This window comes from Streptomyces nodosus (assembly GCF_008704995.1).
In the GTDB taxonomy this organism is placed as follows: Bacteria; Actinomycetota; Actinomycetes; order Streptomycetales; family Streptomycetaceae; genus Streptomyces; species Streptomyces nodosus.
The window spans coordinates 6,463,018-6,485,003 of record NZ_CP023747.1 but is presented as its reverse complement, the minus strand read 5'-3'; the positions used below and the strand labels follow the sequence as shown (position 1 = coordinate 6,485,003).

22 protein-coding genes are annotated in these 21,986 nt (G+C 71.2%); 9 read left to right on the top strand and 13 right to left on the bottom strand.

Annotation, left to right across the window (positions count from 1 at the left end; genetic code table 11):
* The first annotated feature begins 145 nt into the window (after positions 1-145).
* A complete protein-coding gene (locus tag CP978_RS28875; protein ID WP_043445634.1) occupies positions 146-1,651 on the top strand; it encodes a M1 family metallopeptidase in 1,506 nt (501 codons plus the stop codon).
* Between the two features lie 58 nt (positions 1,652-1,709).
* Here CP978_RS28875 and CP978_RS28870 read toward each other — a convergent pair whose 3' ends face one another.
* From CP978_RS28870 to CP978_RS28845, 7 genes are all read right to left on the bottom strand, one after another.
* Positions 1,710-2,627: an adenosine kinase gene (locus CP978_RS28870; protein ID WP_043445632.1), complete on the bottom strand. Its 918-nt coding sequence runs from the start codon at positions 2,625-2,627 to the stop codon at positions 1,710-1,712.
* 141 nt (positions 2,628-2,768) lie between these two features.
* Positions 2,769-4,949, bottom strand: coding sequence for a 3-hydroxyacyl-CoA dehydrogenase NAD-binding domain-containing protein (locus tag CP978_RS28865; protein WP_043445630.1), 2,181 nt, complete (start codon positions 4,947-4,949; stop codon positions 2,769-2,771).
* A 30-nt stretch (positions 4,950-4,979) separates the two neighbouring features.
* Positions 4,980-6,194, bottom strand: coding sequence for an acetyl-CoA C-acetyltransferase (locus tag CP978_RS28860; RefSeq protein ID WP_043445627.1), 1,215 nt, complete (start codon positions 6,192-6,194; stop codon positions 4,980-4,982).
* 21 nt (positions 6,195-6,215) lie between these two features.
* Positions 6,216-6,392, bottom strand: a complete 177-nt coding sequence (locus tag CP978_RS35045) for a hypothetical protein (RefSeq protein ID WP_158508361.1) — start codon at positions 6,390-6,392, stop codon at positions 6,216-6,218.
* Positions 6,392-7,528: a CaiB/BaiF CoA transferase family protein gene (locus CP978_RS28855; RefSeq protein ID WP_043445624.1), complete on the bottom strand. Its 1,137-nt coding sequence runs from the start codon at positions 7,526-7,528 to the stop codon at positions 6,392-6,394. Before CP978_RS28855 ends, CP978_RS35045 begins: the two co-directional genes overlap by 1 nt.
* Positions 7,529-7,747: 219 nt before the next feature.
* Entirely contained in the window at positions 7,748-8,491 is a 744-nt protein-coding gene (locus CP978_RS28850; RefSeq protein WP_052454346.1) for an endonuclease V, read from the bottom strand.
* A 34-nt stretch (positions 8,492-8,525) separates the two neighbouring features.
* Entirely contained in the window at positions 8,526-8,852 is a 327-nt protein-coding gene (locus tag CP978_RS28845; RefSeq protein ID WP_043445619.1) for a hypothetical protein, read from the bottom strand.
* A 230-nt stretch (positions 8,853-9,082) separates the two neighbouring features.
* On the opposite strand from CP978_RS28845, the gene ssgD reads away from it, so the two are divergent.
* The 3 genes from ssgD to CP978_RS28830 all read left to right on the top strand — a co-directional run bounded on the left by ssgD (position 9,083) and on the right by CP978_RS28830 (position 11,676).
* On the top strand, positions 9,083-9,499 hold the full coding sequence (ssgD, locus tag CP978_RS28840; RefSeq protein ID WP_043445616.1) for a spore wall synthesis regulator SsgD: 417 nt from the start codon (positions 9,083-9,085) through the stop codon (positions 9,497-9,499).
* Positions 9,500-9,951: 452 nt separating this feature from the next.
* Positions 9,952-10,926: an acyl-ACP desaturase gene (locus CP978_RS28835; RefSeq protein ID WP_043445613.1), complete on the top strand. Its 975-nt coding sequence runs from the start codon at positions 9,952-9,954 to the stop codon at positions 10,924-10,926.
* Positions 10,927-11,208: 282 nt separating this feature from the next.
* Positions 11,209-11,676: a hypothetical protein gene (locus CP978_RS28830; protein ID WP_043445610.1), complete on the top strand. Its 468-nt coding sequence runs from the start codon at positions 11,209-11,211 to the stop codon at positions 11,674-11,676.
* A 105-nt stretch (positions 11,677-11,781) separates the two neighbouring features.
* On the opposite strand, the gene CP978_RS28825 is transcribed toward CP978_RS28830, so the two are convergent.
* Together CP978_RS28825 and CP978_RS28820 are read right to left on the bottom strand one after the other, a co-directional pair.
* A complete protein-coding gene (locus CP978_RS28825) occupies positions 11,782-11,997 on the bottom strand; it encodes a hypothetical protein (RefSeq protein ID WP_043445607.1) in 216 nt (71 codons plus the stop codon).
* 65 nt (positions 11,998-12,062) lie between these two features.
* Positions 12,063-12,314, bottom strand: a complete 252-nt coding sequence (locus tag CP978_RS28820) for a WhiB family transcriptional regulator (protein ID WP_052454345.1) — start codon at positions 12,312-12,314, stop codon at positions 12,063-12,065.
* A 327-nt stretch (positions 12,315-12,641) separates the two neighbouring features.
* Between CP978_RS28820 and CP978_RS28815 the strand changes: the two genes are divergently transcribed.
* Both CP978_RS28815 and CP978_RS28810 read left to right on the top strand, forming a co-directional pair.
* Complete coding sequence (locus CP978_RS28815; protein ID WP_043445602.1) at positions 12,642-13,439, top strand: VOC family protein; 798 nt, start codon at positions 12,642-12,644, stop codon at positions 13,437-13,439.
* A gap of 246 nt (positions 13,440-13,685) precedes the next feature.
* Complete coding sequence (locus CP978_RS28810; protein WP_043445598.1) at positions 13,686-14,903, top strand: glycoside hydrolase family 64 protein; 1,218 nt, start codon at positions 13,686-13,688, stop codon at positions 14,901-14,903.
* 14 nt (positions 14,904-14,917) lie between these two features.
* Here the strand turns inward: CP978_RS28810 and CP978_RS28805 are convergent, their stop codons facing one another.
* Positions 14,918-15,973 (bottom strand): LacI family DNA-binding transcriptional regulator, encoded by a 1,056-nt coding sequence (locus CP978_RS28805; RefSeq protein WP_043445595.1) that lies wholly within the window; start codon positions 15,971-15,973, stop codon positions 14,918-14,920.
* A gap of 139 nt (positions 15,974-16,112) precedes the next feature.
* On the opposite strand from CP978_RS28805, the gene CP978_RS28800 reads away from it, so the two are divergent.
* Positions 16,113-17,012, top strand: a complete 900-nt coding sequence (locus tag CP978_RS28800; protein WP_227745495.1) for a hypothetical protein — start codon at positions 16,113-16,115, stop codon at positions 17,010-17,012.
* 47 nt (positions 17,013-17,059) lie between these two features.
* Here CP978_RS28800 and CP978_RS28795 read toward each other — a convergent pair whose 3' ends face one another.
* Both CP978_RS28795 and ligD read right to left on the bottom strand, forming a co-directional pair.
* Positions 17,060-18,052 (bottom strand): multicopper oxidase domain-containing protein, encoded by a 993-nt coding sequence (locus CP978_RS28795; RefSeq protein ID WP_107070463.1) that lies wholly within the window; start codon positions 18,050-18,052, stop codon positions 17,060-17,062.
* A gap of 189 nt (positions 18,053-18,241) precedes the next feature.
* Positions 18,242-19,270, bottom strand: a complete 1,029-nt coding sequence (gene ligD / locus CP978_RS28790) for a non-homologous end-joining DNA ligase (RefSeq protein ID WP_043445586.1) — start codon at positions 19,268-19,270, stop codon at positions 18,242-18,244.
* Between the two features lie 86 nt (positions 19,271-19,356).
* Here ligD and CP978_RS28785 point away from each other — a divergent pair, with 86 nt between their 5' ends.
* On the top strand, positions 19,357-20,427 hold the full coding sequence (locus CP978_RS28785) for an ATP-dependent DNA ligase (RefSeq protein ID WP_043445583.1): 1,071 nt from the start codon (positions 19,357-19,359) through the stop codon (positions 20,425-20,427).
* Between the two features lie 28 nt (positions 20,428-20,455).
* On the opposite strand, the gene CP978_RS28780 is transcribed toward CP978_RS28785, so the two are convergent.
* On the bottom strand, positions 20,456-20,920 hold the full coding sequence (locus tag CP978_RS28780) for a MarR family winged helix-turn-helix transcriptional regulator (RefSeq protein ID WP_043445580.1): 465 nt from the start codon (positions 20,918-20,920) through the stop codon (positions 20,456-20,458).
* Positions 20,921-21,208: 288 nt separating this feature from the next.
* On the opposite strand from CP978_RS28780, the gene pcaH reads away from it, so the two are divergent.
* Entirely contained in the window at positions 21,209-21,982 is a 774-nt protein-coding gene (gene pcaH / locus CP978_RS28775; RefSeq protein ID WP_043445577.1) for a protocatechuate 3,4-dioxygenase subunit beta, read from the top strand.
* Positions 21,983-21,986: the final 4 nt, after the last annotated feature.

Here is a 21,986-nt window from a genome sequence, read left to right as displayed (position 1 = left end):
CACCCCGGGGACGTTCCGTGGGAGACGGGGGCGTTCATGACGGCCGGATGGCAATCATGTGACCACAGGCGCCATGGACACCCCTGGGGCCGGAGGGCTGAATAGGCTCCGAACAGACCTCGTGCCCCTATGACTTGGAGCTCTTGTGCACCGCAGACTCATCGCACCGGGCGCACTCGCGGCGGCCTCCCTGTTGCTGGCGATCCCGGCATCGGCAGCCTCCTATCTGCCCGGCGCTCCGGGTATCGGCGACCCCTACTACCCGTACTACGGCAACGGCGGATACGACGTCTCCCACTACGATCTGCGGCTGACGTACCAGCCGAGGACCGACGAACTGGAGGGGACGGCGACCCTCCTCGCCACCACCACCCAGGATCTGTCGCGCTTCGACCTGGACTTCCTGCTGGACGTCAGCGAGGTGCGGGTGAACGGCGCGAAGGCGGCGTTCAGCGCCTCCGCCCCGCACGAACTGGAGATCACCCCGGCCGCCCCGCTGCCGAAGGGCACCTCGATCACCGTGGTGGTGCGCTACAGCGGGGTGCCGTCCACCAAGAGCGCGTACGGTTTCAACACCTGGCACCGCACCCCGGACGGCGCGATCGCCGCGGACGAGCCCGAGTCGGCGTGGTGGTGGTTCCCGAGTAACGACCATCCGCTGGACAAGGCCACCTACGATGTGTCGGTGGCCGTCCCGGACGGCACCCAGGTGATCTCCAACGGCACATTGCAGTCGACGACGTCCCAGCTCGGCTGGACCCGCTGGAACTGGCGTTCCAACAAGCCGCAGGCGACCTATCTCTCCACGCTCGCCATCGGGAAGTTCGACATCACCACCGGGAAGAGTGCGAACGGCATCCCGGTCGTCAACGCCTACAGCAAGGACCTGGGGGACGAAGCGGGGGCCGCCCGGGCCAGTGTGGAGCGCACCGGGGAGATCGCCGACTGGCTGACCGGCTACTTCGGCCCCTACCCCTTCAGCTCGGTTGGCGGGTATGTCCCGAACACGACCACCGGGTACGCCCTGGAGACCCAGACCCGGGTGTACTACAGCCCCCGGCAGTTCGCGAACGGCTCCAACACCTCCGTCGTCGTGCATGAGCTGGCACACCAGTGGTACGGCGACAGCGTGTCGTTGAAGGGCTGGAAGGACATCTGGATCAACGAGGGCTTCGCGCGGTACGCGCAGTGGCTGTGGTCGGAGCACGAGGGCGAGGGCACCACACAGCAACTGGCGGACTATGTGTATGCCTCGCACCCGGCCGACGACCCCTTCTGGACCGTGAAGCCCGGCGATCCGGGCCCCGACAACCAGTTCGACACCGCGGTGTACGACCGGGGCGCGCTCGCCGTCCAGGCCCTGCGCAACGAGATCGGCGACCGCGCCTTCTTCGCCGTCCTCAAGGGCTGGCCGCAGCAGCACGCCTACGGCAACGCCTCGGTCGCCGACTTCCGAGCGTACGCGGAGAAGGTGTCGGGCAAGCGGCTGGCGGCGCTCTTCGACACCTGGCTGTTCCAGCCGTCGAAGCCGGCCGCGCCCTCGGCACGGACCGCGACCCTGACGAGGGCGGAGGCCGCACCGGTCCGGCCGAAGTCCTGGAAGAAGATCGAGGCGACCAACGACGTGCACGGACACGCGCACGGGCACTGACCACGGCTGCGGGGGCGGCACGGTGACGGACGCCGTGCCGCCCCACCCCGTCAGCGGGTCACCGGATGACCGGCTCCGGCTCGGCCACCCGGGCCAGCAGTGCGTCCCTGCCCAACGGCGCCGTCCTCGTGGCCGGCACCGTGCACGCATGGGCGCCGGCCACCGCCCCGTACAGCGCACAGCGCCGGAGCGGCTCACCGCTGAGGCGCCCGAAGAGAAAACCGGCGGCGAAGGCGTCGCCCGCTCCGTTGGAGTCCACCACCGGCGCGGGCGGGGTGACGGCCGGGACCCGGATCAGCTCGTCGTCGGCCAGGAGGTGGGCCCCCTCGGCCCCGGCCGTGGCGACGACCACCTGGGCCCTGCCCCGGCGGGCGATGTCCCGCATGGTCCGCTCGGGGTCGGCCAGGGACGCCGTGGAGAGGAAGACGACGTCCGCCGCGAGGGCGAACGGCTCGTGGTACGGGTTCTCGCCGTCCCAGTCGTGCAGGTCGGTGGAGAGGGGGACCCCGGTCTCGCGCAGCACGGGCAGGGCCGGGGCGCAGGGGTGGGTGATGGCCACATGAACATGGCGGCTGCCCCGCGCCAGCTCCCGGACCGTCGACTCGGGGAAACGGTCCTCGGGGCGTGAGCGGCTGACGTCGTACAGGGAGAGCCGCCGCCCGTCCGGGCCGACCAGGTTGACGGCGCGCTTGGTGCCGGCGGGTCCCGGCACCACCGTCAGCGCGATGCCCCGGTCGCGGTGCAGTGCGCGGACCAGATCGCCCTCGGGGTCGTCGCCGAGCAGGTCGAGGTGATGGGTACGCAGCCCCAGGGCGTGCAGGCCGAGCGCCACGAAGTCGCCGGTCTGCCCGGCCCGGGTCTCGATCCCGTGCTCGATCATGTAGCTGTCGGCGTACGGCAGCGGCAGCGACGGCACCTGCACGACGGTGTCCACGCCCGCGCCGCCCAGCACGAGCACATCGGTTCCCTGACCCACTTCTGCCCCTCCCCTGCGGCACCCGGTGCCTGTCGACCTGCACCTTAGCGGCACGGTTCCGGGAACGCGTGGGGGCCGTGCGGGGGCGGGGTCCCGGTGCGCACCGGCTCCGGGTCCCCGTCCCGCACACCGCGCCGCGGGTCAGCGCGCGTCGGTGAACCGCTCGCCCTTCTCCGCCTTCTCCACCAGCAGCGCGGGCGGCGTGAACCGCTCGCCGTACCGCTCGGCGAGCTCCCGGGCGCGTGTCACGAAGCCGGGCAGCCCGCCCTGGTAGCCGTTGATGTACTGGAGGACGCCGCCGGTCCAGCCGGGGAAGCCGATGCCGAAGAGCGAGCCGATGTTGGCGTCGGCCACGGACGTCAGCACGCCCTCCTCCAGCAGTCGGACGGTGTCCAGCGCCTCGGAGAACAGCATGCGTTCCTGCATGTCCTCGAAGGGGATCCGGTGGCCCGGCCGGGTGAAATGCTCGCGCAGGCCCGGCCACAGCCGTCCGCGCCTCCCGTCCTCCCCGTACTCGTAGAAGCCGGCGCCGCCGCTGCGCCCGGTGCGGCCGAACTCGTCGACCATACGGTCGATGACGGCGTCGGCCGGGTGTGCCGTCCAGGTGCCGCCCGCCTCCTCGACGGCCTGCCTGGACTCGGCCCGGATCCTGCGCGGCAGGGTGAGCGTGAGCTCGTCCATCAGGGAGAGCACCTTGGCGGGATAGCCCGCCTGCGCCGCCGCCTGCTCGACGGACGCGGGCTCGATGCCCTCGCCGACCATCGCCACGCCCTCGTTGATGAACCGGCCGATGACCCGGGAGGTGAAGAAGCCTCGGGAGTCGTTGACGACGATGGGCGTCTTGTTGATCTGCCGGACCAGGTCGAAGGCGCGGGCCAGTGCCTCCTCACCGGTCCGCTCCCCCTTGACGATCTCGACGAGCGGCATCCTGTCGACCGGTGAGAAGAAGTGCAGACCGATGAAGTCGGACTGCCGTTCGACGCCTTCGGCGAGCACGGTGATCGGCAGGGTCGAGGTGTTGGAGCACAGCAGGGCGTCGGGCTCGACGACGGACTCGATCTCCTGGAACACCTTGTGCTTGAGCGCCGGGTCCTCGAACACCGCCTCGATGACGGCGTCGCAGCCCGCGAGATCGGCGGCCTCGGCGGTGGGGGTGATGCGGGCGAGCAGCGCGTCGGCCTTCTCCTGGGTGGTACGGCCCTTGGCGACGGCCTTGGCGCACAGCTTCTCGGAGTAGCCCTTGCCCCCGGCGGCGGCTTCGGCGGAGACGTCCTTGAGGACGACCTCGATGCCCGCGCGGGCGCAGGCGTAGGCGATGCCCGCGCCCATCATCCCGGCGCCGAGGACGGCGACCCTGCGGACCTGGCGGGGCTCGATGCCCCGGGGGCGGTTGGCGCCGGAGTTGACGGCCTGGAGGTCGAAGAAGAACGCCTGGATCATGTTCTTCGCGGTCTGCCCGGTGACCAGCTCGGTGAAATAGCGGGCCTCGATGGTCAGGGCGGTCTCGAAGTCGACCTGGGAGCCCTCGACGGCCGCCGCCAGGATGTTGCGCGGGGCCGGGTAGGGCGCCCCGCCCAGCTGCTTTCTGAGACTGGCCGGGAAGGCGGGCAGATTGGCGGCGAACTTCGGGTGGGACGGGGTGCCGCCCGGGATCTTGTAGCCGGGCATGTCCCAGGGCTGCCGGGACTCGGGGTTGGCCTCGATGAAGGCGCGCGCCCTGGCCAGCATCTCCTCGCGGGTGGCGACGACCTCGTGGACGAGACCGTTCTCCAGGGCCCGCCGGGGCGCGTACTGGGTGCCCTGGAGCAGCACCTTCAACAGGGCGTCGGCGATGCCCATCAGGCGCACCGTGCGGGTGACACCGCCGCCGGCCGGGAGCAGTCCGAGGGTGACCTCGGGCAGGCCGATCTTGGAGCCGGGGGCGTCCAGGGCGATGCGGTGGTGGGAGGCCAGGGCGATCTCGTAGCCGCCGCCCAGGGCCGCCCCGTTGATCGCGGCGACGACGGGCTTGCCCAGGGTCTCGATGCGGCGCAGGGAGTTCTTGATGGCCACACCGGTGTCGAAGGCCTGCTGGGCGTCCTCGGGACCGGCCTTCAGCATGTCCTTGAGGTCGCCGCCCGCGAAGAAGGTCTTCTTGGCGGAGGTGTAGATGATGCCGCGAATGGAGTCCTTCTCGGCCTCGGCGCGTTCGGCGACCGCCGCGATCGACTCCTTGAACGCCTGGTTCATGGTGTTGGCGGACTGGTGGGGGTCGTCCAGGACGAGGGTGACGATGCCGGTGTCGTCCTGCTCCCAGCGGATGGTGGTGGACTCAGGTGTCATCAGGGGTGCTCCGTTGATCCGTCGGGAAGGTCAGACGCGCTCGACGACGGTGGCGATGCCCATGCCGCCGCCCACGCACAGCGTGGCCAGTCCGTACCGCTTGTCCTGCCGTTCCAGCTCGTCCACCAGCGTGCCGAGGAGCATCGCCCCGGTCGCTCCCAGCGGGTGGCCCAGGGCGATGGCTCCACCGTTGACGTTGACCTTGTCCAGCGAGATCCCCATGTCCCTGACGAAGCGCAGCACCACCGCCGCGAACGCCTCGTTGATCTCGATCAGGTCGATGTCGTCGACGGTCATCCCGGCCTTGGCGAGTGCCTTGCGGGTGGCGGGCGCGGGCCCGGTCAGCATGATCGTCGGCTCGGAACCGGACACCGCCGCGGAGACGATCCGGGCGCGGGGCCGCAGCCCGTAGCGCTCGCCGACCTCCCGGGAGCCGATGGCGACCAGCGCCGCGCCGTCCACGATGCCGGAGGAGTTGCCGGCGTGGTGGACATGGTCGATCTGTTCGACCCAGTGGTACTTCTGCAGCGCCACCGCGTCGAAGCCGCCCAGCTCGCCGATGTCCGCGAAGGACGGCTTCAGCTTGGCGAGCGAGTCGGCGGTCGTGCCCGGCCGCAGATGTTCGTCGTGGTCGAGGACGACAAGCCCGCTGCGGTCCTTCACCGGCACCACGGACCGCTCGAAGCGGCCCTCCTTCCAGGCCGCCGCCGCGCGCTCCTGGGACAGTGCCGCGTACTCGTCGACGTCCCGCCGGGAGAATCCCTCGATGGTGGCGATGAGGTCGGCGCCGATGCCCTGCGGCACGAAGTCGGTGGCGATGTTGGTCATCGGGTCCGCGAACCAGGCGCCGCCGTCCGAGGCCATCGGCACCCGGGACATCGACTCGACGCCGCCGGCGAGGACCAGGTCCTCCCAGCCCGAACGGATCTTCGCGGCGGCGAGATTGACGGCCTCGAGACCGGAGGCGCAGAAGCGGTTCTCCTGGACGCCGGCCACCGTGTCGGGCAGTCCCGCGGCGATCGCGGCGATCCGGGCGATGTCGGACCCCTGGTCGCCGACCGGGCCCACCACGCCGAGCACGATGTCGTCGATCGCGGCCGGGTCGAGGCCGGGGAACCGCCGCCGGACCTCATGGATGAGTCCGGTCACCAGATCGATGGGCTTGGTGCCGTGCAGGGCGCCGTTGGCCTTGCCGCGTCCGCGCGGAGTGCGGATCGCGTCGTACACATACGCTTCGGTGCTCACTGGTAAGCCTTTCGGGGAGGGTCAGCCGAGCAGGGAACGACCGTGGATCTCCTTCATGATCGCGGCGGTCCCGCCGGGGAGGGCCCGGATACGGCCGTCGGAGTGACGTTCGGTGTCCCGGCCCGGGGCGGGTGCTGCGGCGGCCGGGCCGCTGTCAGGACCGGTGTGCTGGGCGAGGGGGAGAAACACGGACTCCATCAGCCGCCGTCCCGGAGCAGCAGGGGGATGTCCCAGTCGCGTGCCACGTCCTCGGTACCGGCGCCGGGCTGTGCCGGGCCCCCGCGGATCGAGGCGGGGGTGGCCGAGAAGCGGGGGGCGGGCGAGGGCTGGGTGATGCCGCCGTGGTCGGTGAAGGTGCCGCGGGCGGCGAGATGGGGGTGGGCGGGGGCCTCGCGGAGCGAGAGCACGGGGGCCACACAGGCGTCGGAGTCCTCGAAGACCGCCGTCCATTCGTCACGCGTACGGGTCTTGAAGCGGGCCGCGACCGCCTCCCTCAGCTCCTCCCAGCGGGCCGTGTCCCCATGGGCCGAGGCCTGCTGCCCGAGGCCGAGCAGTGCCATGAACTCCTCGTAGAACTGCTGTTCAAGGGCGCCCACGGCCATGTACTGCCCGTCGGCCGTCTCATAGGTGCCGTAGAACGGGCAGCCGCCGTCCAGGAGATTGGTGCCGCGCCGGTCCCGCCAGGCTCCCGCGGCGAGCATGCCGTGGATCATCGAGGCCAGATGCGCGGCACCGTCGACGATCGCCGCGTCCACCACCTGCCCGGTGCCCGTGGCCCGTGCGTGGTGGAGGGCGGCGAGGACACCCACGACCAGATAGAGCGAGCCGCCCGCGTAGTCGCCCAGGAGGTTGGCGGGGATCGCGGGCGGTGCGTCCGGGTCGCCGATCATGCCGAGGGTGCCGGTGACCGCGATATAGGCGATGTCGTGTCCGGCGCGGGGGGCGAGCGGGCCCTGCTGGCCCCAGCCGGTCATCCGGCCGTAGACGAGCCGGGGGTTGCGGGCGTGGCAGGGCTCGGGGCCGACGCCGAGGCGTTCGGCCACGCCGGGGCGGTAGCCCTCGATGAGGATGTCCGCGCGCCCGGCCAGGTCCAGCACACGGGCCGGGCCGTCCGGCGCCTTCAGATCGACGATCACCGAGCGCTTGTTGCGGTTGGTGAGGTCGTACGCGGGGTCGATGCCGAGCCCCGAGTCCTGCGGGCGGTCCACCCGGACCACGTCCGCGCCGAGGTCGGCGAGCAGCATGCCCGCGAACGGGCCGGGCCCGATGCCCGCCAGCTCGACGACGCGCACGCCCGCGAGGGGGCCGTGCCCCGGCGTCCTTGTCACTGTCATCAAGCCCCCAGCTCCACGACGCGCATGGATGCGACATCGATGATGTTAAGAACGTGTTGCAGCCCAGGCAAGGGAGGAACGAGCAAGCGCTCAGTCAGGTTCCCGCGGCCGCGCGCACCGCCGCAGACCGCCTCCTCGTTCCGCCACTCGCCCCTCACGCTAGCCCCGGCCACCGACAACGGCGCGGGCTGCTCCGGGCGGCTCCACGGCTCTACGGCTCTACGGCTCCACGGCTCTACGGCTCCACGGCCCGGATCGCCCCGTACCGTCCGCGCGGGCCACCGCCTCCCGCAGGGCCCGGCGGCACAGGGCGTCGGCGCGGCGGGTCGACTCGGGAACGCGGTACCGAGGGGCGAGCGCCAGGGTGTGGGCGCAGGCACCGGTGAGGCTCACCCGGTGCCCCACGGAGACGAACACCGGTTTGATCCCCGCCTGGGTGCGCAGCGCCCGGCCGACCTCCTCGCCGCCCGCCAGCAGCGGGGCCGTGCTGCCGCGCGCGGCCGCCGGTTCCGTGCAGCTGAAGACGAAGGGGTTCTTGGCCACCCCGATCGTGGGCAGCCCGGTGAGCACCCCGAGATGGCTCGCCAGGCCGAAGCGGCGCGGGTGGGCGAGGCCGTAGCCGTCGCAGACGACCAGCCCGGGCTCGCCGTCCAGGGCCTCCAGGGCCGCCAGGACCGTGGGGATCTCCCGGAAGGCGAGCAGACCGGGGACATACGGGAAGGCGACCTCGCCCACGGCGGTGGCCTCGGCGACCACGGCGAGCGTGGCGGCGTCCAGCGTCACGGCCGCCGCCGCGACCACGCCGCGCTCGTCGTCGTAGGCCACATCGACCCCCGTCACCCGGCCGGTTCCGGGCGGCGGCCCGGGCTCGTCGAGGACCACCCGCCCCCGCAGCCGGTCCTGCTCGGCCCGGGCTTCTGCTTCGGTCGCGGGCCAGCCCGCGGGGATGCGCACACTCGTCATGATGACGCCGAGCGTACGGCCCCGCGGTCCGACGCTACTTGTCGCCCAGGGCGCGTTCCAGCGCGCTCTTGTCCATGCCCGAACGGCCGTGGATGTTCCGCCGCCTCGCCTCCTGGTACAGCTGGTCGTACGTGGGCCCCCCGGAGCCCTTGCCCGAGCGCAGCCCGCCGCGCCTGCCGGACGAGATGTCCTTGGTGGACGTGCGGCTCGCGGTCTTGGACTCGCCGGAGCGGGCGCGCTCCTTGTTCACGGTCCGGGCCGCGATCTCCTCGGCGCGCCGGCCGCTCTCTCCGCGTTCGCGCGCGCTCTCCTTGATGTGCTCGTACTGGCGTTCCCGTTTGGGACTTGATCCGCGTGGCATGACCTCACTTCCCTTCCGCATGCGGGTCGGACGTCGAGTACCCGTTCTCACGGGGGTCACCGGGATCATGCGCATCGCTTCTCCGGAAAGGGCCGGTGCTTCGCGGGCTCGGACACGGTGACCGAGGTCACTCGTGGGTGATGGGCACGGAACGACTGGTTCAGCCGTCTCATCCAGTGCCGTGCCTCATTCGTTCGAAGTCCGCCCAGCCGTCACAAGGGAGCAAGGCGTTGTCCATCGTCATCGAGCAGTCCGTGGAGGCCCGTCTCGTCGCCGCCGCCCCGCGGATGCAGAGCATTCCGGCCACGCTCCACTACGACCGTAGCGACCCCTTCGCCGTGCGCATGACCTTCCCCGCCCCGGCCACCCTGGAGGGTGTGGAGGTCTACTGGACCTTCGCCCGCGAGTTGCTCACCATCGGCCTGGAGGAGCCGGTGGGCCACGGTGACGTCCGGGTGCGGCCCTACGGCTACGACCGCACCGTCCTGGAGTTCCACGCCCCGGAGGGCACCGCCGTCGTGCATGTCCACTCGAGCGACATCCGGCGTTTTCTGCAGCGGACCACGGAGCTGGTCCCGGTCGGCCTCGAGCATCTGCAGAGGGACCTGGACCACGATCTCGCGGAGCTGCTGCGGGACGCGCGCTGAGCACACCGGTCCGGCCGGCAGGTCCGGCGCCCGCACAGCGCCGCGGGGCGCCGGACGCGGCGTGATCCCGTACGGCTCCGGGGGCGCGGGAACGGCGGGCCGTCCGGGCGGTGTTCGCGACGGCCGCCCCGGCCCGCGGCCGTCCGGGGGAACCGAGGAGTGCGAAGCGGGTGTGACGTGCCTCTCGCCACACCCATGGGTGTCGTGCATCTGACGACACGTCACCCGCCTTCCTTCTTCCCTCAAATTCCCTCAAAACCCCTGCCCACAAGGGTGCCCGCACCCCCGCCTGGGTGACCTCCGTGCCCGTCTCCCCGGGCCGGGCAGCGCCTGAGCAGCAACCTTTACAGCGCACTTAACCTACGGATTCGTAACCTACGCCTTCGTAGCTTACGATCCCGTAAGTTCCGGCGTCGCCGGCCCGATCTGCTCAGCGTCCCCCTGGAGTTTCCGTGACGATCACCTCTCCCCACCTCGGCAGCCCTTCCGTCTGGACCGACGCCCGGCTGCTGCACGCCCTGGAGGAAGTGGTCGAGACCGAGCTGAACCGGCATCTGAAGGTCGCCAAGGACTGGATGCCGCACGAGTATGTGCCCTGGACCGACGGGCGCAACTTCCCCGGTCTCTTCGAGGACGGCGTGGCCTGGGAGAAGGAGCAGTCCAAGGTCACCGAGGTGGGCCGCATCGCGCTGGTGGTCAACCTGCTGACGGAGGACAACCTCCCGAGCTACCACCATGAGATCGCCACCCTCTTCGGCCGCGACGGCGCCTGGGGCACCTGGGTGCACCGCTGGACCGCCGAGGAGGGCCGGCACGGCATCGTGATGCGCGACTATCTGCTCGCCTCCCGCGCGGTCGACCCCGACAAGCTGGAACAGTTCCGCATGTCGCACATGAGCGAGGGCTTCGAGTCGGACAACCGGCACTCGATGCTGCATTCCGTCGCGTATGTCGCCTTCCAGGAGCTGGCCACCCGGATCTCGCACCGCAACACCGGCCACCAGTCCGGCGACCCGGTCTGCGACCGGATGCTGTCCCGGATCGCCACCGACGAGAACCTGCACATGGTCTTCTACCGGAACCTGCTGAAGGCGGCGTTCGAGATCGCGCCCGATCCGACCATGCAGGCGGTGCGGGACGTCGTGGTGAACTTCCGTATGCCCGGCCACGGCATCCCCGGCTTCGAGCGCGCCGCCGCGCAGATGGCGATCGGCGAGGTCTACAACCTGCGCATCCACCACGACGACGTGCTCCAGCCGGTGCTTCGCTTCCTCAAGGTCCTGGACATCGACGGTCTCGGCCCCGAGGGCCTCCAGGCACAGCAGGAACTGGGGCTGTTCATGGGCGGTCTCGACGCACAGGCCGCCAAGTTCGACGAGCGGCTCGCGGCCCGCAGGGCACGGATGGCGGCACGGGGCCAGGCGTAGCGGTCCGCCCGCCGGCGGCCCGGACGACCACCGAGCCGCCGGGACCCCGGCATCGCGTTCCCTCACCCGCTGCTCGCCGGTCCCGGTGGCGGCGCCCGCTGCTCGCGGGCGCCGCCACCGGGAAGAACGTTTCCGCAGCAAAGCGCCAGGTCGCGCCACCCCTTCCGTGGGGTAGAACTGTCTACCAGCATGAATATGCCGGGTGGTGTTCCCCCACGGGTACCCGTCCGGCGTGGTCTCTGTCGTACGCCTGGTCGCCGGAAGGCGCCCCTGGAGCGGGTCATGACGAATGCGATGTGGATGCGGGGCGTGGAGTGGCTGGCCGCCGCCACGCCGGACCCGTCGGCGCGCCGGCGGGAGTGGGATCTCGGCGACGGCACGGTGCTGCTGGAGGCCGGGCGCCACTGGGACATGGTGAGCGTCCCCCGCCAACTGGGGCTGCTCGCCCTGGACATCCTGTGGTACGACCCGCTGCGGGCGCCCGGGCCGACACTGGTGGACTCGGCGGCCTGCCGGGTGGGCTTCTTCGTGCCACCGGATCCGGTCGGCCGCTGGGTCGGGGCGGGCATCCGCCATGCGAGCCGGGGTTCCTGGGTGGCCGTACCACCGCCGTGCCGCCCGGCCCGCTCCGTCGAGTGGATCGTCCCGCCGGACGGGAGCGGTGCTCTGCATCCGCCGCTCCCCCTGGAGCTGGCGCTGCGCCGGGCCCATGAGACGCTCGCCGTACTGACCCCCGTCAGTGCCGACTAGCCTCTCGTCCGGACCGTGCCGGGCCGGTTCGCTCACCCCCGTTGGGTACTGCAACCATCCCGTCGGCACACCGCGGAGCCCCCCGCGCGGTCGCTCGCGCTTCCCCTATGCGGCCTCGTAGTGGTGCGCGTCCGCGCCGCGCCATTTCACCCACGCCGGATCGTCCAGCAGATCCTCGGCGTCGGGGAGGCCCGCGCGGCCGAGGAACTCGATCAGATCCTCGTCGGAGAACGCCATTCCCAGGCTCTCCCCGCGTGCGGTCACCCGGCGGCCACCGGTGCCCGACGGCGGATGAACGATGACAGGAGCCCGTCCGGACATGTCTCCAGCATCGTCCCGGGCGCTCCGCCGCGCATCCGGACGGGCGGGCCGGGGCCGATGCGCTCTCATCCGCTCCGGTCCTGCCTCCGCAGCCGCAGCCGCTCCTTCTCGGACAGCCCTCCCCAGACGCCGAACCGCTCGTCGTTGGCGAGCGCGTACTCCAGGCACTCGGTGCGGCTCTCGCACAGTCCGCAGATGCGCTTCGCCTCCCGCACCGAGCTACCCGGCTCGGGAAAGAAGAAATCGGCCCCCGTCTGTGCACACAGCGCCCGCTTCAGCCAGGCGATGTCGGACACAGTGATCGCTTCGATGTGCATGGCCGCGATCGTGCCGCGTGCCGAACAACGTCCGATCAACAGGGGATCAACGGCCCACCGGAACCGGCCCGGGCGGCCCTTGGCACGAGCGCCCGGAGCGTCGTACGGATCCGTGCCGCCCCGATGATCCCGTCGTCCGGTGGTCCCGCGCACGGCGGCACGCGGAGAGATCCGCGAGGAAACCTGCCGGGTCCGGGAACGGCCAGGGCCCCACCGGCGCCCGACCGCTCGCCCTGGCGGCGCCTGACGGCGATTGTCGGTGGGCGGTGCGAGACTCGGCCGTGCAGCAGGAGTGCAGACCGAGAGAACCCTCGAAGGAGGGCCGTCATGCTCACCACTCGCTTCGTCAACGGCGCCCCGAACTGGCTGGACATCAGCACCTCCGACATCGACGGGGCCACCGCCTTCTACGGCGGTCTCTTCGACTGGCAGTTCCGGTCGGCGGGCCCCGACGCCGGGGGCTACGGCTTCTTCCAGCTCTCCGGCCGGACCGCGGCCGGCGGTATGCAGTCCACCGGGGAGATGGGCCCGCCGTCCTGGACCCTCTACTTCCGGACGCCGGACGCGCAGAGCACCGCCGAGGCGGCCGAGCAGGCCGGCGGCACCGTGCTCTTCCCGCCCATGGACGTCATGGGCGAGGGACACATGGCCGTCCTCGCGGACCCGGCCGGCGTTCCCTTCGGCCTCTGGCAGCCGGGGCGGATCAAGGGGATCGAGGTGGTCGGTGAGCGGGGCTCGCTGTGCTGGATCGAGCTGTACACCCCGGACATCGCCCGGGCCGCCGCCTTCTACCACCGGACGCTGGGCTGGGAGACCGAGGGCGTCCCCTTCCCCGGCGGCACCTATACCTGCCTCAGCGCCGAGGGCCGGGGCGCGGAGGAGGGATTCGGCGGGATGATCCCGTCGGCCGAGGACCCCGTGACCGCGGGATCGCCGTACTGGCTGCCGTACTTCGAGGTCGCGGACCCCGACTCCACGGTGTCCCGGGCGCAGGGGCTCGGCGGCACGCTCCTGATGCCCGCGACGGACCTGGCGGGGGTGGGCCGCGTCGCCCGGCTCGCCGACCCCTATGGAGCACAATTCGCGATCATCAAGAGCGTTCAGGCCGGACCCCAGCAGGGCTGACACCCGACGGGCCGGGGCGAGGGCCACGGGTGCCCGGGGCCCGTTCCCGGTGTGCGCGCGGCTTTCCCTCCCGGCCGAGAACAACTGCCCTTCTGTCGTTACTTCTTGAAGGAGAAAGTTTTCGAGAGCGCTCTCAGGCTTTACTCTTGACGCCTCAACCTCCCCTGGGAACAGTGGTGCATCGCAGGATCCCCATCCACACTCCTGCACCCCCCACGCCCCCCACACCCCAGGAGACGACTCATCGTGATATCGCGCCGAGTGTTTCTGGCCGGAGCCGCCGCCGCGGCGACCTCCCCCCTCTGGGCCGGTGCCCTCACCTCCGGCACCGCCCACGCCGCGCCCGCCACCTGCCGGCTCGCCCTGCGCAACACCTCGTTGCCGGGCACGGTCCGGGCCTATGTCACCGGGCACGAGCAGTCCACCGGCGACTGGCTGATGCTGCGGGCCGACGGCAGCGTCTACCGGCCGGCCTCGCCCGACGCCCCGGGGACCCCGCTGCCCGTGGACTGTTCCATCCCGCTGGGCCCCGCCGGCTCCGCCCCCGTGGTGCTGACCCTCCCCCAGATGTACGGGGCGCGGATCTACTTCGTCCGCGACGACACCCTCGACTTCCTCCTCAACCCGGGCCCCTCCCTGGTCGAGCCGGCGTTCGCGACACCCGCCGACCCCAACTACGGCAAGACCTGGTCGTTCTGCGAGTTCACCTTCAACTCCGAGCAGCTGTACGCGAACATCAGCTATGTCGATCTGGTGACCGCCCTCCCGATCGGGCTCACCCTGGAGGGTGACACCACCCACACGGTCGCTCCGCTCCCCGACGGGGCGGTGGACAGGATCGCCGCGGATCTGACGGCGCAGGCCGCCAGGGACGGGCAGCCGTGGGACCAGCTGGTGATCCGCGATCCCGGCGGAAAGGTGCTGCGGGTCATCTCCCCGCAGAACCTGATGGCGCCGCGCTTCGACCAGCCCGACATGCCGTTCCGCGATCTGTGGACCGGCTATGTCGACCAGGTCTGGGAGAAGTACCGCGGCACCGATCTGAGGATCGACCTCCAGGGCGGCCGGGGCGCGCTCACCGGCCGGGTCGACGGCGACGTCCTCACCTTCACCGGCGGACACAGCTTCACCAAGCCGGCCTCCAAGGACATCTTCACCTGCAACCACGGCCCGTTCGCCAACAACCCGGGCGACTCCGACGACAAGAAGGCGATCCTGGCCCGTCTCGCCGCCGGCTTCAACCGCTCGCTGATGCTCGACCACCCCGACCAGCCGAACGGCCTGACCAGTGCCGACTACTACCAGGGCGAGGTGACCAACCACTGGGCGCGGGTCGTGCACGCCAACGCGCCGATCGGCTACGCGTTCCCGTACGACGATGTCCGTCCGGACGGCCAGCCCGATGTGTCGGGAGCGGCGAACGACGGCAACCCCCTGCAGTTCACGGTGAGCGCCGGCTCCTGAGCCGGTCCCCCGCCTCAGGCGGACGCGCGCCGTACCAGCGTGGTGGGCAGCACCACGCTGGTCGGCCCGCCGCCGACACCCGGGGCACCGTCACCGTCCGGTCCGCCGCCCCGGCCGTCGAGGTGCCGCAGCAGCAGCCGGGCCATCAGCCGGCCCATCTCCTCGATGTCCTGGCGGACCGTCGTCAGGGGCGGATCGGTCTGCTCGGCGACCGTCAGCATGTCGTCGAAGCCGACGACCGCGACATCCTCGGGAACCCGCCGCCCCTGTGCACGCAGCACGCGCAGGGCGCCGGAGGCGGTGAGATCGTTGGCGGCGAACACGGCGTCGAGGTCCGGGTGGCGCTCCAGCAGCAGCCGCATCGCGCGCTCGCCGCCCGCCGGGGTGAAGTCCCCCTCGGCGATCAGCCCCGGGGCGACGTCGACCATGACATCACGGAACCCGTCGAGCCGGTCCACCGCCGAGGTCTGGTCCAGGGCGCCGGTGATGTGCGCGATGCGCCGGCGGCCGAGCCCCACGAGATGACGTACGGCCTCACGGGCGCCACCCCGGTTGTCGCTGTCCACATACACGGCGCTGCGGGTGCCCTCGCCCCAGCCGGGCCGCCCGCCGAAGACGGTGGGCATCCCGGCGCGCCGCACCAGCTCCGGCAGCGGATCGTCGAGGTGCAGCGAGAACACCAGCGCGCCGTCGACATGACCGCCGGAGAGATAGCGGCCGACCCGGGCGTGATCGGCGCGGCCCTCCGTCAGCAGCAGCACCAGCTGACAGTCGCGGGCCGTCAGCTCCTTGCTGATGCCGCGCAGCTGAAGGCCGAAGAAGGGGTCGGCGAAGACGCGGACCTCCGGTTCGGCGATCACCACCGCGATCGCGTCGTGCCGCCTGGTCACCAGGCTGCGCGCCGCCTGGTTCGGCACATACCCGAGTTCCTCGACGGCGCGGCGCACCTTCTCGACGAGGGGCCTGCGCACGCCCTCACCGCCGTTGACGACCCGGGACACGGTGGCCCGTGAGACCCCGGCCCGTGCGGCCACGGCCTCCAGGGTGGGACGCGGCGGGATCTCGGTCACTTCGGGGCTCCTCCTCGGCAGATGCCGGTCAGAATAACCCCGACCGCCGACATCTGAGAGCGCTCCCCGTCAGGGAGAAGCCGGTTGTGCCCGGGAAGCGGACCGGGTGAGGATCCCTCCATGACGACGAGAAAGAGCCATGGCCGCTGACCGCCGCCCCATGACCACGACCCGGCTGTCCGGGTACGCCCGGCTGCCGCGCGCGTACCACGCGTCGCACATCGTGCACAGCACGGTCGACGCCCAGGGCCGCGCCCACTGGCTGCTGACCGAGGAACCTCCCGACCGGCACCGCACGGACCCGTATGACGCCCTGGTCGTGACGGTCGAGGACGGCAGGCCCCGGGAGACGCGGCTCAGCGCGGTGGGGCCGCCGTACGCGGTGTTCGACGCCCTGCCCGACGGCGGTTTCCTGGTGGCCGCGCCCCGCAGCGACCCCGGCGAGGACCAGGTGCAGGTCTTCGACGCGCTCGGCCGCTGTTCCTGGACGTTCCGCGTCGGGGACGGCATCGAGGATCTGCTGGTCGACTCCTCCGGGGACATCTGGGCCGGCTATTTCGACGAGGGCATCTACGGTGACGACGCGTTGAGCGCGCCGGGGCTGCGCCGCTGGAGCAGCACGGGCGATCCCCTCTGGGCGCACGCGCCGGGCCCGGGGCACGACTACATCTCCGACTGCTATGCCCTGAACGTCGGCGCGAAGGCCGTGTGGGCGTGTCCGTACACGGACTTCCCGCTGCTGGAGATCCGGGGCGACCGGGTGGTGAGCGCCCGGAAGAATCCGGTGCACGGGGCGGGCGCCCTGGCCGTCCACGGCGACCGGGTGGTGTTCCTCGGTCCTTACGGCGACGACCGGAGTGTTCTCGTCGACTGCCGGCTCACCGGGAACGCCGTCGAACCGGTCGCCCGCGGCCGTCTGGTCCGCCCCGACGGAACCCGGCTGGAGCGGCGGCCCCGCACGGTGTGCCGCGGTCCTCGGCTCTATGTGCAGGCGGAGCCGTTCACCGAGTGGACGGTGCTGGACCTCGCCGCCGGCTGATGCCACCGGGTGCCGCGGCGGGCGAGGTTCGCGCGTCGCGGCACCGGTCACATGACGCCCGGCTGGTGCAGGGGGACCTTCCCGTCCTTCCCCTTCACCAGGAACAGCCCGGCCATGCCCAGGTCGGCGTGCCGTTGCACATGGCAGTGGTACATCCAGGCACCCGCGCCGACGCCCTCCCCCGCGATCACCTGGAAGCCGAAGGAGTCCCCCGGGCCCACGATCCTGTTGTCGATGATCGCGCTGTGGTCCTCGGGGCCGTCGAGGATTCCGGTGCGGTTGTCGGCCCAGCGGTGACCGTGCATATGGAACGTGTGGTAGTCGCTGCCATGCGTGATCATCACGAATTCGACGCGGTCGCCGACCGTCGCCTCGAACGAGGGGCCGTGGTGTCCCTGAGGCATCGCATGACGCCTCCGGTGTCTCCCGCGTCCCCCCTGCGGTTTGTGATTGTTGATCATCATGTTGTTGAACACGATGGTGTAGGTCCGGCCGGGCAGGACATCGCCGGCCCGGCGTACGATCACCGGCCCGTACAGACCCGCATGGACACCGCGCGAGCCGTGCTCCGAGCCGAGCACATGGTCGTGGTAGTGCCAGTAGCCCGCGCTGCCCTCCCGCCAGGTGCCGTCCTCGCGCCGCCCGGGGACATGGGTGCGCCAGGTGTAGGTGCGCTTGCCGCCCGGCTCCACCGCGCCCCCGGTCGGCCGGGTCCCGTCGTCGGCGATCTCGTAGTCCAGCCCGTGCACATGGAGGCTCGTCGGGGCGTCGGTGGTGTTGGTGAACTCGATGTGCAGGGTGTCGCCCTCGTTGAGCTCGATCAGCGGCCCCGGGATGGTCGCCCGCCCCTTGGCGAAGCCATAGCCCAGCTGTCCGTCACCCAGGCTCTCGGCGAACACCTTGATGCGCCGCACCTTGCCGCCGAGCGGTGCGGTTCTCACCTTCTTGGCGGGGCGGATGTCCTCCGGTCCCACGGACCACGCGGTCGCGGCGGCCGCACCGCCCAACAGCATCCGCCGGTTGAAGCTGCGTCTGTCCATGCGGGATTCCCCCATCCTGTACGGAGTTCACGGAGATGGGCCGCCGGACGAACAACGACGATGACGGCACGCCGAAACCGTACGCACATCAAGAGGCAAAATCTGACATTTAGACCATATGACTGGCGTGTGGCTCCGTCGTTCCGGTGATGCCTGATCGCACGAACCCCCCTTTCAGGTGATGCCTCGTCAGCCGGCCTCCGGTTTCCCCTCGCGACGGGCCCGGCTCGGCTGGACCCGCTTCGGCTCCCCGGGCATCTTCGGGTACTCCGGCGGATAGGGCAGATCGCCGAGGCCGTGGTCGTGTTCGTCACGGCGGGCGAGGTCCAGCAGCGCCTCCAGGGAGAACGCGTGGTCGTCCATGTCCGCGTGGACATCACCCAGTTCGGCGAACCGGCGGGGCATGGTGGCCAGATCGAAGTCGCCGGGCGTCACCTCGTCGACCTCCTCCCAGCGCAGGGGCGCGGACACGGGTGCCTGCGGCCGGGGGCGCACGGAGTAGGCGGAGGCGATGGTGCGATCGCGTGCGGTCTGGTTGTAGTCGACGAAGATCTTTTCGCCCCGTTCCTCCTTCCACCAGGCGATGGTGACGTCCCGGGGCATTCGGCGCTCCAGCTCGCGCCCGACGGCGATCGCGGCACGGCGCACCTGGGTGAAGGTCCAGCGCGGCTCGATGGGCACGAAGACATGCAGCCCCCGGCCGCCGGAGGTCTTGGGCCAGCCCCGCAGTCCACCGAACTCGTCGAGGACGGACCGCAGTTCATGGGCGGCGCGCACGGCGTCGACGAAGCCGGTACCGGGCTGCGGGTCGAGGTCGATGCGCAGTTCGTCGGGGCGGTCGACATCGTCGCGGCGCACCGGCCAGGGATGGAAGGTGAGCGTCCCGTACTGTGCGGCCCAGACGACGGCGGCGATCTCGGTGGGGCACATCTCGTCGGCGCTGCGACCGCTGGGGAAGGTGATGTGGGCGGTGGGGATCCAGTCGGGCATGTGCCGGGGCGCCCGCTTCTGGAAGAAGGACTCACCGGTCACCCCGTCCGGGTGGCGCTCCAGGGTGGTGGGCCGGTCGCGCAGGGCGCGCAGGATGCCGGGCCCGACGGCCAGATAGTAGCGCGCGAGGTCGAGCTTGGTGAAGCCCCGCTCCGGGAAGAAGACCTTGTCCGGGCTGGAGAGCCGTACCGTCCTGCCTCCCGCCTCCAGTTCCACCGCGTCACCCATGCGAGCCACGGTAGGCGCGGCGGCCCGGCCTCGCACACCGGGCGGACCGCGTCGCACGCGCAGGGGATCGGCCGCAGAATCAAGACATGGACCTGCCGGTGACGCCGCCCGTGAAGCCGATGCTCGCCAAGCCCGTGGCGCGCATCCCACCGGACATGCAGTACGAGGCGAAGTGGGACGGGTTCCGTGCGATCGTCTTCCGCGACGGCGCCGAGGTGGAACTGGGAAGCCGCACGGGAAAGCCCCTGACCAGGTATTTCCCCGAGCTGGTCGAGGCGCTGCGGGAGCGGCTGCCCAAGCGGTGCGTGGTGGACGGAGAGATCGTGATCGCCCGTGAGGGGCATCTCGACTTCGACGCGCTGACGGAGCGCATCCATCCGGCGGACTCACGGGTGCGGATGCTCGCCGAGCGGACGCCGGCGTCGTTCGTGGCGTTCGATCTGCTGGCGCTGGACGACACCTCGCTGCTCGACGTCCCCCTGCGCGAGCGGCGGGCCCGGCTGGAGGGGGCGCTGTCGGGGGTGACACCGCCCGTGCACCTCGCTCCTGCGACCCGGGACCGGGCGCTGGCGGAGCGGTGGTTCGAACAGTACGAGGGGGCGGGCCTGGACGGGGTGATCGCCAAGCCGCTCTCGGGGCCCTACCGGCCGGACGAGCGGGTCATGTTCAAGGTCAAGCACGAGCGCACCGCGGATGTGGTGGTCGCGGGCTACCGCTTCCACAAGAGCGGCCCGGTGGTGGGCTCGCTGCTGCTCGGGCTGTACGACGACCGGGGCGCCCTGCAGCATGTGGGCGTGTCCGCCGCGTTCCCCATGAAGCTCCGCGCGGAACTGGTGGAGGAGCTGGCACCGCTGCGGATGGAGGACGTCACGGGGCATCCATGGGCCGCCTGGTCGGACGAGGCGGCACACGAGACGGCCCGGCTGCCGGGCGCGCCCAGCCGCTGGTCGGGGAAGAAGGACCTGTCCTGGATGCCGCTGCGGCCCGAGCGGGTCGCGGAGGTGGCCTACGACCACATGGAGAAGGGGGTGCGCTTCCGGCACACCGCACGCTTCCGCCGCTGGCGCCCGGACCGTACTCCGTCCAGCTGCACCTACGCTCAGCTGGAGGAACCGGTCCGCTACGACCTCACCGAGATCCTCGGCACCCCGGGCTGAGCCCTCGCCCCCGGCGGAGGCGGACCGCTCAGGTCCCGCTTCCCGTGACGGGCGCCGGATCGCGCAGCCCCTCGGCCGCGGCCGCCACCCGCTGGATGAGAGCGAAGAACTGGGTCCGCTCCTCGTCGGAGAGCGGAGCCAGGAAGACCTGGTTCATCCGGGCCGTGCGGACCGCCAGTCTCCGGTGCGCGCGGATGCCGTCGTCGGTGAGGTGCAGCAGAGAGCGACGGCCGTCCTGGGGATCGCGGACCTTGTCGAGCAGCCCCCGGCGGCCCAGCCGGCTGATCACCTCGGCGATGGTGGACCGGTCGAGGCCCACCCGCTCCCCCACCGTGCGCTGGTCCAGCCCGGGCTCGGCGACCAGGGTGTTCAGGACCGCGAACTGCGGTGAGGTGATCTCCTCGGAGACCATGGTGTTCCACAGCAGATGATGCGCCTGCTGGAGTCTCCGGGCCAGGTGTCCCGGGTGGGTGGAGAGGTCCACCGTGGCCATCCGTGCTCCCGTGGTCGTGTTCGTGGCTGTCGTCCTGGTCATATTCGTCGGTGCACTGACCGACACCTTGAACGATACCCGTCCCAGACGTCGGGTGTCCTCGGGCGAGATACGCCCGGCGGACATCCTGAGAAGGCGTTTTCCAGGTCTTGACGCTGATGCGGCCGCGATGGCACCGTGTGCGCCACACCCAATCAAATGCTCAGTGCCCTGATTAATCGGAGTGATCGGGGCTTCTCGAAGGCCAGGCACCGGCCTGGGAGTCGAACGCTAGGAATCGACATCGTCATGGCTCTCACTCAGCAGGACATCGACCAGGAGATCGCGGCCGAGCGCGCCGCCTACCGGCAGCGGGTCGACGGGGGCGCCCCCGTCGAGCACCATCCGCGCCGGGACTACGCCCCCTACCGCTCCTCCGTGCTGCGCCACCCCGAGCAGCCGCCGGTCACCATCGACGTCGCCCAGGACCCGGAGCTGGTGGAGCTGTCCTCCCCGGCGTTCGGCGAGCGTGACATCACCGAGATCGACAACGACCTCACCCGGCACCACCGGGGTGAGCCGATCGGCGAGCGGATCACCGTCTCCGGCCGGCTGCTGAACCGTGCGGGGCAGCCGGTGCGCGGCCAGCTCATCGAGATCTGGCAGGCGAACTCGGCCGGCCGCTACGCCCACCGGCGCGAACAGCACGACGCACCGCTGGACCCGAACTTCACGGGCGTCGGCCGCACCCTCACGGACGACGACGGCTCCTACCGCTTCACCACCGTCCAGCCGGGCCCCTACCCCTGGCGCAACCACGTCAACGCCTGGCGCCCGGCTCATATCCACTTCTCCTTCTTCGGGACCGCGTTCACCCAGCGGCTCGTGACGCAGATGTACTTCCCGAACGACCCGCTCTTCCCCTACGACCCGATCCTGCAGTCGGTGACGGACGACGCGGCCCGGCAGCGGCTGGTCGCGACCTACGACCACAGCCTGTCGGTACCGGAGTTCTCCCTGGGCTACCGATGGGACATCGTGCTCGACGGCCCGGACGCCACCTGGATCGAGGAAGGACGCTGACCGC